12 protein-coding genes and 1 other RNA gene are annotated in these 12,829 nt (G+C 70.9%); 1 reads left to right on the top strand and 12 read right to left on the bottom strand.

Features of this window, described 5'->3' with window-relative positions:
* Window positions 1-51: 51 nt before the first annotated feature.
* The 8 genes from ADK64_RS33330 to ftsE all read right to left on the bottom strand — a co-directional run bounded on the left by ADK64_RS33330 (window position 52) and on the right by ftsE (window position 6,638).
* Window positions 52-1,269, bottom strand: a complete 1,218-nt coding sequence (locus ADK64_RS33330) for a cytochrome P450 family protein (protein ID WP_234384803.1) — start codon at window positions 1,267-1,269, stop codon at window positions 52-54.
* Entirely contained in the window at window positions 1,256-2,299 is a 1,044-nt protein-coding gene (locus tag ADK64_RS33325) for a cytochrome P450 (RefSeq protein ID WP_053665269.1), read from the bottom strand. The genes ADK64_RS33330 and ADK64_RS33325 overlap by 14 nt, the downstream gene beginning before the upstream one ends.
* A gap of 80 nt (window positions 2,300-2,379) precedes the next feature.
* Window positions 2,380-2,460, bottom strand: coding sequence for a tryptorubin family RiPP precursor (locus ADK64_RS49265; RefSeq protein ID WP_351248186.1), 81 nt, complete (start codon window positions 2,458-2,460; stop codon window positions 2,380-2,382).
* Window positions 2,461-2,675: 215 nt separating this feature from the next.
* Window positions 2,676-3,044, bottom strand: a transfer-messenger RNA (tmRNA) gene (gene ssrA / locus ADK64_RS42285).
* A 90-nt stretch (window positions 3,045-3,134) separates the two neighbouring features.
* Window positions 3,135-3,677: an SsrA-binding protein SmpB gene (gene smpB, locus ADK64_RS33320; RefSeq protein WP_053665267.1), complete on the bottom strand. Its 543-nt coding sequence runs from the start codon at window positions 3,675-3,677 to the stop codon at window positions 3,135-3,137.
* Window positions 3,678-3,734: 57 nt separating this feature from the next.
* Entirely contained in the window at window positions 3,735-4,928 is a 1,194-nt protein-coding gene (locus tag ADK64_RS33315; RefSeq protein WP_199829778.1) for a S41 family peptidase, read from the bottom strand.
* Window positions 4,929-4,995: 67 nt separating this feature from the next.
* Window positions 4,996-5,913, bottom strand: coding sequence for a permease-like cell division protein FtsX (gene ftsX / locus ADK64_RS33310; RefSeq protein ID WP_053665263.1), 918 nt, complete (start codon window positions 5,911-5,913; stop codon window positions 4,996-4,998).
* A gap of 35 nt (window positions 5,914-5,948) precedes the next feature.
* A complete protein-coding gene (gene ftsE / locus ADK64_RS33305) occupies window positions 5,949-6,638 on the bottom strand; it encodes a cell division ATP-binding protein FtsE (RefSeq protein WP_053665261.1) in 690 nt (229 codons plus the stop codon).
* Between the two features lie 237 nt (window positions 6,639-6,875).
* On the opposite strand from ftsE, the gene ADK64_RS33300 reads away from it, so the two are divergent.
* On the top strand, window positions 6,876-7,067 hold the full coding sequence (locus ADK64_RS33300) for a hypothetical protein (RefSeq protein ID WP_053665259.1): 192 nt from the start codon (window positions 6,876-6,878) through the stop codon (window positions 7,065-7,067).
* Window positions 7,068-7,188: 121 nt separating this feature from the next.
* Here ADK64_RS33300 and ADK64_RS33295 read toward each other — a convergent pair whose 3' ends face one another.
* From ADK64_RS33295 to ADK64_RS33280, 4 genes are all read right to left on the bottom strand, one after another.
* Window positions 7,189-8,148, bottom strand: a complete 960-nt coding sequence (locus ADK64_RS33295) for a hypothetical protein (RefSeq protein ID WP_053665257.1) — start codon at window positions 8,146-8,148, stop codon at window positions 7,189-7,191.
* Between the two features lie 297 nt (window positions 8,149-8,445).
* Complete coding sequence (gene prfB / locus ADK64_RS33290; protein WP_053665255.1) at window positions 8,446-9,552, bottom strand: peptide chain release factor 2; 1,107 nt, start codon at window positions 9,550-9,552, stop codon at window positions 8,446-8,448.
* A gap of 196 nt (window positions 9,553-9,748) precedes the next feature.
* Complete coding sequence (locus tag ADK64_RS33285) at window positions 9,749-10,966, bottom strand: serine/threonine-protein kinase (protein ID WP_053665253.1); 1,218 nt, start codon at window positions 10,964-10,966, stop codon at window positions 9,749-9,751.
* Window positions 10,967-11,123: 157 nt separating this feature from the next.
* On the bottom strand, window positions 11,124-12,806 hold the full coding sequence (locus tag ADK64_RS33280) for a serine/threonine-protein kinase (RefSeq protein WP_053665251.1): 1,683 nt from the start codon (window positions 12,804-12,806) through the stop codon (window positions 11,124-11,126).
* Between the last annotated feature and the right edge of the window lie 23 nt (window positions 12,807-12,829).

Below are 12,829 nucleotides of genomic sequence, written 5' to 3'. Positions count from 1 at the left end.
GAAGGCGTCACCCGGGGCATCGCGCCGCGAGCCGTCAAGTGGCGCCGGCCGTCAGCGGAGGCGGACCGGGAGGGTGAGCAGTCCGCGGTGGCGGGGGTTGTCCTGCCACTGGGGGGCGCGCTGCGGATCGGCCAGACGCAGGCCGGGGAAGCGCCGGAGTACGTGCCCGAAGGCGATCTCCGCCTGCAGACGGGCCAGCGGTGCGCCCAGACAGCGGTGAACGCCGTGGCCGAACGCCAGATGCCGGGAGGCGTCGCGGCCGGGGTCGAAGCGGTCGGGGTCCTCGAAGACGTCCGGATCACGGTTCGCGGCCAGCAGCGCGATCTGTACGAACTCCCCGGCCGGGATGGCCGTACCGGCGATCGTCACCGGCTCGGTGGTGTAGCGCAGGCTCGCCAGGGCGAACGGGCTGTCGTGGCGCAGGACTTCCTCGGTCAGGCCGGGGATCAGCGCGGCGTCGGCGCGCACGGCGGCGAGCCGGCCGGGGTGGGCGAGCAGGGCGTGCAGGCCGTTGGCGAGGAGGTTGGCGGTGGTCTGGTGGCCCGCGATCACCAGCAGGAAGGCCATGGAGGTGACCTCCTGCTCGGTGAGGCGGTCGCCGTGGTCGCGGGCGGCGATCAGAGCGGAGAGCAGGTCGTCGCCGGGGTGGGCGCGCTTGGCGTCGATCAGGGCGCGCAGGCGGTCCAGCATCGCCTCGGCCGTCGGGACGGACACCTCCCCGTCGCCCCCGTCCCCGTGCACCGTGTGGCCCCGGACCCGGAGGATCCCCTGCCCGCCGGGGTCCGCGCCGAGCAGGTCGAAGATCACCGCGAGCGGCAGCGGGAGCGCGAACCGGGCGATCAGGTCCACCTCGTCCGTCCCGTCCAGGGCGTCGAGGAGTGCGGTGACGCGCGCCTCGATCCTCGGGCGCAGCTCCGCCACCCGCCGCTGGGTGAACGCCTGTTGCACCAGCCGGCGCAGGCGGGTGTGGCGTGGCGGGTCGGAGTTGAGCATGTGGCTGGTGAGCGCGCCGCCCGGGCCGCCGGTGGGAAGCCCCTCGTGGCGGGCGTACGCCTCGGTCGCGCCGTCCTTGCTCAGCCGGGGGTCGGCGAGGGCCGCCCGGCAGGCCGCGTGCCCGGTGACGACCCAGCCGGCCAAGGGGGCGGCACCGGAGAAACGGACCTTGCGGACCCCGCCCTCCTCGCGCCAGCGCCGGTAGACCTCGTGCGGGTCGCGGGCGAAGGACCCGTCGACCGTCTCGGCGCCGTCCGAAGGCTCAGGCAGCGGCACGGCGCACCCTCGTCACCCGGACGTCCTCGACGCCGAGCAGACCGACGAGGGGGACCTTGGCGGAGGTCTGGTCGGGGCTCACCGCCAGGCCCGTGTCACGTATCAGGTCCAGGAGCAGCTCGGCCAGCGGCATCACCATGTGCCGGCCCCAGCAACGCTCGGAGGAGTGGCCGAAGGGGAGGTAGCCGGGGGCGGTGTCGGGGTCGAGGGTGTCCCAGCGCTCCGGGCGGAACTCGTGCGGGTCCTCCCACAGCTTCGGATCCCGGTGGGAGAGCAGGGGCAGCAGGAGGACGTCGTCGCCCGCGCCGATGCGCCGGTCGATGGCGCCGTACTCGGGGGAGGCGTTGCGCAGGATGTTCCAGGACGGCGGCAGCAGGCGCATGGCCTCGTGCAGGATGTGCCGGTTCGGCGTGCCGGGGTCGAACGGCGAGCCGAGCCACAGTGCGTTCGCGACCAGGGTGGAGACCGTGAAGCACACGGGGGCCGCCGCGCGCCGGTACATGCCCATGGCGTAGCGGCGCTCGTGGTAGCCGGTGGCGTCGGCCGTCAGACCGGCGATGGCGGTCAGCGGGGCACCGCGCCGCCCGACCCGCCCCGGCAGCGCCGCACCTGCCGCGATCACCGCCCAGGTGAGCTTGGGGGTCAGTTCGAGGTTGCGGCTCATCAGGATGCGCAGCCGGTGGGGGTCCTCGCCGAGGATCAGGTCCCGCAGGAACAGATGCCCCGTGAGGGGCCAGACCCCGGACAGGTCGACGTCCTCGGGCCGGGGACGGGGCTTCTTCAGCGCCTCGCGCACGTCGCCGCCGATGGTCCGCATCACCGAGGAGGCCTCGCCCCGCGAGATCGAGCGCCCGTGCAGCGGCTTGAACGTGGGCCGTTCGGTCTCGGTGGCCCGCCGGGCGGCGAGGATCCGGTCGGCGACCTCGTGGCCGGCGATTCCGACCGTGTCGGATTCGAGCCGGAAGACGTCCTGCCCGAGGTGGTCCCGGAACAGGGCGGCGAGTCGTGGATGGAACAACGTGGCGCGCATGGGGGTCTCCGGGAAGGCCGAGGGAGCAGACGTCGGCAGACGGCGTCGTCCCCGCCGTGCGGCGGGGACGACCTCTTGGCCTAGTACCAGAAGTACCAGGCGCTGGCCTTCAGGCTCTTCTGAGCGGACACCTTGTTGCGAAGGGCGAAGAGAAGCTTCATCACTGCACCCCCTTTCAGGGTGAAGACGTCACGCACGCCCTCTTGTGAAGTTCGTGCGCAGATGGCTTCACCACACTTACTCGCGACGATCAACAAACGATGAACGTCCAGGTCAGGAAGGGGGCAGGGAGAGATCAGGGAGGCCACGGCATGACAAAGGCCCCGCCGCTCGAAGCGACGGGGCCTTTGCCCACATGGGGTGCCCCCGGAGGGACTGGTGGAGATGGCGGGAATCGAACCCGCGTCCAACGGTGCGGAATCAGGGCTTCTCCGTGTGCAGTTCGCTGTGATTTTCTCAGCCCCGGCGATCACGCGAACAAGTCGCCGACGGGCTCAGTCACTGTTTGGTTTCCCTCTTCACCCCGTGACCGGGATCAAGGTTTAGTTCCCTAGCTGATGCCAGGATCCGGGTCGGGAACAGCCCCGGGCTGACACTTCGCAAGTCGCTACTTAGGCAGCGAGGGCGAAGGAATCGCGCTTGGTGTTGGCGATTATTTTTTGCGACATATGGTTTACGAGATCATTGCCGCTTCCTCGACACGCTTCCCCTGCTTCGACAGCCGCTGTCGAAACCGATCATCCCCATGTTGTGTTTTCAATGCACACACCGGGTTCAACCGGTGTTGGTGCCATCGTACGTGACCAACGCACGCCGATGCCACCGTATTCCCGGCTTACGCGCCGCGCTGCCTCCGCTTCGCCGCCGCGATCGCACGGTCCGACTCCCGCCGGTCCTGCTGCTCGCGCAGGGTCTGGCGCTTGTCGTACTCCTTCTTGCCTCGTGCGAGCGCGATCTCGGCCTTCGCGCGGCCGTCCCTGAAGTACAGGGCGAGCGGCACGATGGTGTGCCCCGTCTCCTGGGCCTTGGACTCCAGCTTGTCGATCTCCTCGCGGTGCAGCAGCAGCTTGCGCTTGCGGCGCGCGGAGTGGTTGGTCCAGCTGCCCTGGTGGTACTCGGGGATGTGGGCGTTGTGCAGCCACGCCTCGCCCCGGTCGATGTGGACGAAGCCGTCGGTCAGCGAGGTCCGTCCCTCGCGCAGCGACTTGACCTCGGTGCCGGTGAGTACGAGCCCGGCCTCGTAGGTGTCGATGATCGCGTAGTCGTGCCGGGCCTTCTTGTTCTGGGCGACGATCTTGCGCTTGCCGCCCTTCTCGCCGTCCCTGGCCTTGGCGGCCCCGCCGCCCTGCTTGGGCTGGGACTCCTTGGGTACGTACATTCCCTTGCTCATAGTGCCGTCCATTTTCGCACTACGGAGGGGTCCTGAGGCCAGCCTTTAATCGGCGTCGCCCAGACCGCTGAGCACGGTCCCGGCCCGCTCAACGGCGGCCTGCCCGTCGGCCGGATCGACCTCCAGGTCGGGGGTGATGCCACGGCCGTCGACGGTGTGGCCCGAGGGGGTGCGGTAGTGGCCGACGGTCAGCTCGGCCACCGAGCCGTCGGGCAGCTTCGTCGGCATCTGGATCGAGCCCTTGCCGAAGGTGCGGGAGCCGATCACCACCGCGCGGCCCCGGTCCTGGAGGGCGCCGGTGAGCATCTCGGCCGCGCTCATCGTGCCGCCGTCGACCAGGACGACCAGGGGCCGGGCGGTGTCCCCGCCGGGGCCGGCGTGCAGGGAACGCGGGGCGCCGTCGACGTCGTAGGTGGCGACCAGGCCGCCGTCGAGGAAGGCGGAGGAGGTCTCCACGGCCTCGGTGACCAGGCCGCCGGAGTTGCCCCGCAGGTCGAGGATGATCCCGCCGTCGGCCGGGGCCCGGCGCACCGCGGCGCGGACGGCGTCGCCGGAGCCCTTGGTGAAGGCGGCGATCTTGATGACGGTGACCCCGTCGGGCAGCCGGCGCACGGTCACGGAGTCGGTGGACAGGCTGGCCCGGCGCAGCTTCTCGGTCCACGCGCGCGTGCCGCGCTCCAGGCCCAGGGTGACGGTCGTACCGGCGGCCGCGCCATCGGCGTCGCCGCGCAGTAAGGAGACCACGTCGGTGACCGGGCGGCCGTCGACCCTGTCGCCGTCGACACTGGTCAGCCGGTCGCCCTCGCGGATGCCTGCCGCAGCGGCGGGCGAGTCGGGCTGGACCCAGGTCACCTCGATCCGGCCGTCCTGCTCGCGTCCCGCCCACAGGCCGACGCCGGTGTACTTGCCGTCGAGGGCCTCCTGGAACTCCTCGTACTCACCCTCGGTGTACACCGCGCCCCAGCGGTCGCCGCTGCGGCTGACGGCCCGCTCGGCGGCCTCCATCGGGGACTTGCCGTCGGCCATCGCCTCGGCCGCGGCCTTCTGGACGTCCTCGTGCCCGGTGGTCGCGGGCGAGGGGCCGACGGCCGTCTCGCGTGCCGTGGGGGCGGTCTCGGGGAAGGAGCCGGTGGCGGCGCCGGCGACCAGGACGCCGGCGAAGACCAATGTCAGGGCGGCCCCGCGGCGGATGCGGCGGGGCTGGCAGAACAGGTCTCGGCACAGTTCTCGGCCTGACATGGCCGTGAGTCTAGGACAACGCGAAGGGCCGTACGGGCGGTTGCCCGTACGGCCCTCTTGGCATGCGTCACACCTTCAGGTACTTGCGCAGCGCGAAGAACGCGGCCAGCGCCGGCATCAGCACGCTCGTGGCGAGGATCAGCGGCAGCTTGGTCAACACCGCGTCCCAGCCGACGAAGTTGATGAGCGTGAGCTTGTGCGCGAGGTCCATGCCGTGGTCGATCGTGAAGTACCGGCCGACCACGAGGGCCACGCAGGCGAGGCCGCCGCCGATGAGTCCGGCGACCGCGGCCTCCGCGATGAACGGCGCCTGGATGTAGAAGCCCGAGGCACCGACCAGGCGCATGATCCCGGTCTCGCGTCGGCGGCTGAACGCCGAGACGCGCACGGTGTTGACGATCAGCAGCAGGGCGACGATCAGCATCATCGCCATCACGCCGAGCGCGCCGCGGTTCATCAGGTTCAGCAGCTGGAAGAGGTTGTCCAGGATGCCCTTCTGGTCCTGCACCGACTGCACACCGTCCCGCCCGTTGAAGGCGGTTGCGATGACCTGGTACTTCTGCGGGTCCTTCAGCTTGATGCGGTACGACTCCTGCATCTGGTCCGGCGTCAGCGAGCTGGCCAGCGGGGAGTTGCCGAACTGCTGCTTGTAGTGCTTGTAGGCCTCGTCCTGCGACTCGTACGAGACCTTCTCGACGATCGGCATGTTGTGCAGGTCGGACAGGATCTGCTTCTTCTGGTCCTCGGTGACCGCGCCCTTGGCGCAGTTGACGTCCGACTCGGCGTCGTGCTTGTTGCACAGGAAGATCGAGACGTTGACCTTGTCGTACCAGTAGCCCTTCATGGTGGACACCTGGTCGCTCATCAGCAGGGAGCCGCCGAACAGGGCCAGGGACAGGGCGACGGAGACGATGACGGCGAAGGTCATCGTCAGGTTGCGGCGGAGACCTACACCGATCTCCGACAGGACGAACTGGGCGCGCATGGCGTCGGGTCAAGCCTTTCCGTCGTGAACGTGATTCAGTGCTGGTAGCCGTAGACGCCGCGGGCCTGGTCGCGGACGAGGCGGCCCTTCTCCAGCTCGATGACGCGCTTGCGCATCTGGTCCACGATGTTCTGATCGTGCGTCGCCATGATGACGGTGGTGCCCGTCCGGTTGATGCGGTCGAGCAACTTCATGATGCCGACGGAGGTCTGCGGGTCGAGGTTGCCGGTGGGCTCGTCGGCGATGAGCAGCTTGGGCCGGTTGACGAAGGCCCGCGCGATGGCCACGCGCTGCTGCTCACCACCGGACAGCTCGCCGGGCCTGCGGTCCTCCTTGCCGCCGAGCCCGACGAGGTCGAGCACCTGCGGCACGGACTTGCGGATCTCACCGCGGGACTTGCCGATGACCTCCTGCGCGAAGGCCACGTTCTCGGCGACGGTCTTGTTCGGCAGCAGCCGGAAGTCCTGGAAGACGGTCCCCAGCTGGCGGCGCATCTGCGGCACCTTCCAGTTGGAGAGGCGCGCGAGGTCCTTGCCCAGCACGTGCACCTGGCCGTGGCTGCACCGCTCCTCGCGGAGGATGAGCCGCAGGAAGGTGGACTTTCCGGAGCCGGAGGATCCCACGAGGAAGACGAACTCGCCCTTCTCCACCTCCAGGGAGACATCCCTGAGCGCGGCATGGGTCTGCTTGGGGTAGACCTTGGAGACGTTGTCGAATCGGATCACGGATGCACCACGGGTAGCCGGGGGTAGATGAGCGTGACCATACGCGACCCGGGTGTGCAAGTGCAGTCGCAGGTAGAGGTTGGGCAAGACTTGTACGTTTTTGTACTGGCCTCCGCTTCCGTACCGCTGCCCCGGGGCCCCGCGCAGGGCTTGCGGGAACCTGGCACAGTGGAGGGGGAACGTTCTCGTTCCCGTGCGCGTTCTACAAGTGATGGCCGGTGCAAGGAGGGCGAGCGCATGACGTACGACCGGTTGGTGTGCGCGAACTGCGCGGCGCCCGTGAGCGAGGGCCGGTGCCCGGTGTGCCGTGCCAACCGCGAGCGACTGCAGCACGAGGGTTTCCTCGGCGGGGTGAACCCGATGGCGCTCATCGCGCTGCTGGCGGTGCTGATCGCCGCGGTGGCGCTGCTGGCGCACCAGACCGCATAGCGGAGCGCAGCGCGCGACACAGAGCGCGAGAACGCCGCAGAGACGGCTGAGGGCCCGGAGCGCCAAGCTCCGGGCCCTTACGCATACGGGGTGCGTGCGCTGCGTGACCGTAGGGCTACGGTCAGGCGGCGGCGCCGCCCCGGCCGTTCACCAGACGCGGCAGCACGCGGAAGCCGATGCCGCCGGCGATCATCGTCGCGGCGCCGATGACCAGGAACGCGGTCTGGCCGGCACCGGTCTCGGCGAGCTGCTTGTCGCCGCCCTGGGCCTTGCTGTCGGAGCCCGTGTCGGTCAGCTGCGAGGAGCCCTCGTCCTGGGTGGCCTTGCCGCTGCCGCCCTGCGGGTTGTCGTGGTTGCCGCCCGTGGTGGAGCCACCGGTGCCGCCGGAGCCGCCCGAGGTGCTGGAACCACCGGTGGAACCGGTGGAACCGGAGGTACCCGTGGAACCGGAGGTGCCGGTGGAACCCGAGGTGCCCGTGGAACCGGAGGTACCCGTGGAGCCCGAGGTGCCCGTGGAACCCGAGGTACCGGTGGAACCGGAGGTGCCGCTGTCGCCACCGGTGCCGTTGCCACCGCCGGTGTTGCCGTTGTCGCCGCCGGTGTTGCCGCCGTTGCCGCCGTTGTCACCACCGGTGCTGCTGTCGCCACCGGTCGAGGAGTCCCCGCCGGTGGAGCTGTCGCCACCGCCGATGACACCACCGATGGTGACGTCACCGCCGGTCGAGGAGTCACCGCCCGTGGTGGAGTCACCGCCGGTCGTGGAGTCACCGCCCGTGGTGGAATCGCCACCGGTCGTGGAGTCACCGCCCGTGGTGGAGTCACCGCCGGTCGTGGAGTCGCCACCCGTGGTGGAGTCACCGCCGGTCGTGGTGCCGCCGTCGGTGCAGACGGCGACCGGGCAGCCGCCGTCGGTGCCACCGTCGTCGCTTCCGGCGTTCGTGTGCACACCCAGGCTGATCGGGCCCGCCTGGACACCGAGGTCCAGGGCGGAGGCCGCACCGGCGGCGGTCAGTGACGCACCGGCCGCGATCACGGCGCCCGCGGCTATCCGCGCGACCCGGATCCGCGTCTTCTTCGTCATATGGTTGCTACCCCCAGTAGCTGTTCGTCAATGAGGCGGCGCGAGGGGCGTTGCCGTGATCGACGGGAGGCAGCCGGTGACGAAGCGCGTCAACTCATTCCCCCGGTTCACATGCGCCCCGCAAGTACGCATGCCGCGTGCAACTCTTCCCATTCTTCAAAGCAACGTCAAGGCCGTTGCGGGCGCCATGTCCCTTGGGGGTGCGTTTGCGGTGAGTTGGAGCCTGTAATTGTGATGTAAAACCCAGACATAACAACAACTGCCGCCACTGGGGCGGCAGTTGTCATGTCGACAAAGTTACTTCTCCTGCTGCTTGCGCCAGCGAATGCCGGCCTCCAGGAACCCGTCGATCTCACCGTTGAACACGGCCTCGGGGTTGCCCACCTCGAACTCGGTGCGCAGATCCTTGACCATCTGGTAAGGGTGCAGGACGTACGAACGCATCTGGTTGCCCCAGGAGTTGCCGCCGTCGCCCTTGAGGGCGTCCATCTTGGCCTGCTCCTCCTGCCGGCGCCGCTCGAGCAGCTTGGCCTGGAGGACGTTCATCGCGGTGGCCTTGTTCTGGATCTGCGACCGCTCGTTCTGGCAGGAGACGACGATGCCGGTGGGGATGTGGGTCAGGCGCACCGCGGAGTCGGTGGTGTTGACGCCCTGGCCGCCGGGCCCGGAGGACCGGTACACGTCCACGCGCAGCTCGGACTCGTCGATCTCGATGTGGTCGGTCTGCTCGACCACGGGGAGGATCTCGACACCGGCGAAGGACGTCTGGCGACGGCCCTGGTTGTCGTAGGGCGAGATCCGCACGAGCCGGTGGGTGCCCTGCTCGACGGAGAGGGTGCCGTAGGCGTACGGCGCCTGGACGGCGAAGGTGGTCGACTTGATGCCGGCCTCTTCGGCGTACGACGTCTCGATGAGCTCCGTCTTGTAGCCGCGCTGCTCGGCCCAGCGCAGGTACATGCGCTGGAGCTTCTCGGCGAAGTCCGCGGCGTCGACGCCGCCGGCCTCGGCGCGGATGTTGACGAGCGCCTCACGGGCGTCGTACTCACCGCTGAGGAGCGTGCGGACCTCCATCTCGTCCAGCGACTTCTTCACCGCGGCCAGCTCGGACTCGGCCTCGGCGCGGGTGTCCGGGTCGTCCTCCTCCTCGGCCATCTCGAAGAGGACGACGAGATCGTCGATCCGGCCGCGCAGCGCCTCCGCCTTCCTGACCTCGGCCTGGAGGTGGGAGAGCTTGCTGGTGATCTTCTGTGCCTCGTCCGGGTTGTCCCACAGGGACGGGGCCGCCGCCTGCTCCTCGAGCACGGCGATATCTGCCCTCAGCTTGTCGAGGTCCAGGACGGCCTCGATCGACTCCATGGTCGAGGAGAGGGACTTCAGCTCTTCGGATACATCGACGACTGCCACGCCTCCAGCGTAACGGCTGCGGCAAGCGTGGAGAGCCGGGCGGGATCGGGAGCCCGGGTCTCCCGTCCGAGGACCGCGCCCGCTCCCCCGGCAGCCCGGGGTGCCGGGGGAGCCGGGCCGGGGCGCTTGACGGCCGACCGGGCCGACCGGGCCGGGCGGACGAAGCGGGGGTCCGGGGGCTGAGCCCCCTGGGCGATCAGGGTGCCGACGTGCTGTGGGTGTCCTGCGACGGATGGTCGTCCCCGCCGGACGAGGCGAACCACGCGCCGACGCCCACGGCCGCCGCCACGGCCACCCCTGCCACGCCCAGCGTGATCCGGCGCCGCCGGACCACCGCCTTGTGCCTGGCCGACCCCGGGCGGGGTGCACCGGCGGCCCGGGGAGCGCGAGCGGTCCCGTGGGCGCCCCCCGCCAGCTCGTCCGGGCCCGGTACCCGCATCGAGGTGTGCGTGTCCCGGTTGGAGTCCGGCTTGGCGCCCGGCACCAGCGACACGGCGCCCCGGCGTCGTACCGGCTCGGCGGGTGCGGCCGTCGGCTCCTGGTCCGGCTCCTCGCTCTGGTCCGGCTCGTCCACGTCCAGCGGCGGCATACCGGCCAGCATCGGCAGCTGCTCGCGCAGCCGCGCCGCCAGCTCCGAGGCCCGCAGCCGGGAGGCGGGCGCCTTGGCGAGGCACTGCACGATCAGCTGCCACAGCTCCTCGGGGATGCCGGGGAGCGGGACGACCGTCTCCGTGACGTGCCGTCGCAGTACCGCGCCGGGGTGGCCGCCGCCGAAGGGCGTGAAGCCGGCCAGCAGCTCGTACAGGACGGTCGCGAGGGCGTAGATGTCGACGGACGCGCGCGGGGGCAGGCCCTCGACGATCTCCGGGGCCAGGTAGTCCGGCGTGCCGATGATCTTCGTGGCCTTCGTCCGCTTCGGCGAGTCGATCAGCTTGGCGACGCCGAAGTCGGTGAGCAGCGCCGGGTGGGCACCGCCGGGGCCGAGCGGACCCTGCATGTCGAGGAGCACGTTCTCGGGCTTGACGTCGCGGTGCACGACGCCGGCCGCGTGGGCCGCCGCCAGCGCGTCGGCGACGTCGGCGACGATCGCCACGGCCGCCTCGGGGGCGAGCCGCCGCTCGCGCTCCAGCCGGGTACGCAGATCGGTGCCGCGCACCAGGTCCATGACCAGGGCCAGGTCGTTGCCGTCGACCACCAGGTCGCGCACGGTGACGATGCGCGGGTGCTCCAGGCCGAGCAGCGCGGTGCGCTCCTGGACGAAGCGTCCGACGAGCTCCTGGTCGGAGGCGAGGTCCTCGCGCAGCATCTTGATGGCGACGGGCCCGTCCGGTCCCTCGCCCAGCCACACCGTGCCGGCGCTGCCCCGCCCCAGGATCTGATGCGCGGTGTACCGGCTGCCGATCTTCCGTGCCAAGACTGCTCCTACAGACGCGTGTTGTCGCTAAAACTACGCGTCCGACGAGCCAACCTTCACCGTGGAGGCGGAAATCACCCGCCAGATGTCGACAAATCAGCAAACCCGCGGTCGATTACCACGGGTTTGCCCAGTCGGTCGACGCGGGTGCGCGGGCTCAGTTGCCGCCGCCGGAGGAGCCGCCGAGATCCTTGACCCAGCTGCCCACCTGGCGGGTCCAGTGGGTCACCTCGTGCCAGTAGCCGCGGCCCTGGCCGACCCAGGTGTGCAGCGGGGTCAGCTCGTAGATCAGCCAGCTCGCCACGACGAGGATGACGATCGTGAACAGGCAGCCCTTCAGGCAGCCGAGCCCCGGAATCTTCATCGGATTGGCGCTGCGCTGCCGCGGCGCGCGGGGCTCGCGCGGCTCGCGCACGGGCCGCTGCGGCTCCGGGGCGGGCGGCGCGTACCGCTGCTGGGGCTGCTGCGGCGGGGCGTACTGCTGGGGCTGCTGCTGCGGGGCGTAGCCGTACCCCTGCTGGCGGCCGCGCTGCTGCGGCTGCTGCGGGCGGGGCTGCGGGGCCTGGCGCTGCTGCTGGGGGCGGGCGACCTGCCGCTGCGGCCGGTGCCGCAGCGGGTCGTCCTCCGGGGGCAGGTACTGGACCTGCGTCTGCTCGTTGCGGTCGCGGGCGGCGCGCAGCTGGTTCTGCCACGGATGCGGCTGATCGGGCTGCTGGCCGGGCTGGCCCTGCGGCACCGGCGGCATGACGGCCGTCGGGTCCGCCGCGCCCGTGTTCGGCAGTACGGCGGTGGGGTCGGCGGCGCCGGGCACGCCGGTGTGCGGCAGGTAGCTGGTCGCGGCGTTCGGGGCGTACGCCCCCTGCGGCGCGTTCGCCGACAGCACCTGGGTGGGGTCGGCGGCGCCGGGCACGCCCGGTACGGCGGTCGGGGCCGGGTCGGGAGCCAGCAACGCGCCCACGCCCTCGGCGGCCGCGATCTGGGCCGCGTTCGCGTGCACACCGATGCCCTCGGCGACGACGCGCAGCCCGCGCGCGAGGCTCTCGGCGCTCGGCCGCTCGTCGGGGTTCTTGCGCAGGCAGCGCTCTATGACCGTCCACAGCGGGTCCGGGACGGTGGAAGGGCGGCGCGGCTCGGCGCTCAGATGCTGGTGCAGGACCTCCAGGGCGCTGCCGCCGGCGAACGGCGGCCGGCCGGTGACCAGCTCGTACAGCAGGATGCCGGCGCCGTAGATGTCGACCGCGGAGGTCTGCGGGCGGCCCTCGGCGGACTCCGGCGCCACGTACGCGGGCGTGCCGACGAACTCGTGGGTGCGGGTCAGGCCCGGGGAGTCGGCGAGGCGGGCGATGCCGAAGTCGGTCAGCATCGGGTGCATCAGGCCGTCGTCCTGCCGCAGCAGCACGTTGGCGGGCTTCAGGTCGCGGTGCACGACGCCGTCGGCGTGGCTCGCGGCGAGCGCGTCGGCGATCTGGGCCGTCAGCAGCGCGGCGGCGACCGGGGTCAGGGGCCCGTTCTCGCGCAGATAGCGGTGCAGGTCGGGGCCGTCGACGAGGTCCATGACAAGGGCCAGCAGGTCGCCCTCGACGACCAGGTCGCGGACCCGGACGATATTGGGGTGGGTGAGCCGCAGCAGCACGGAGCGCTCGCGCAGGAAGCGCATCACGATGTCCGGGTCGCTCGCCAGCTCCTCCTTGAGGACCTTGATCGCGAGCGTCTCCCCGGGCTGGCCGGGCACAGCCGCCTCGGCGCCCGCCGTCTCACGCTGGCGGGCACGCCAGACGGTGCCTGTGGCGCCGCGTCCGAGCGGCTCCTCAAGCAGGTACTTGCTGCCGACTGGCCGCACGTCACGCGCTCCCTGCTGCTTGC

The organism is Streptomyces sp. MMG1121 (assembly GCF_001280015.1).
Classification (GTDB): domain Bacteria; phylum Actinomycetota; class Actinomycetes; order Streptomycetales; family Streptomycetaceae; genus Streptomyces.
The sequence above is the reverse complement of the archived record's forward strand: the minus strand, read 5'-3'. Positions and strand labels throughout refer to the sequence as shown.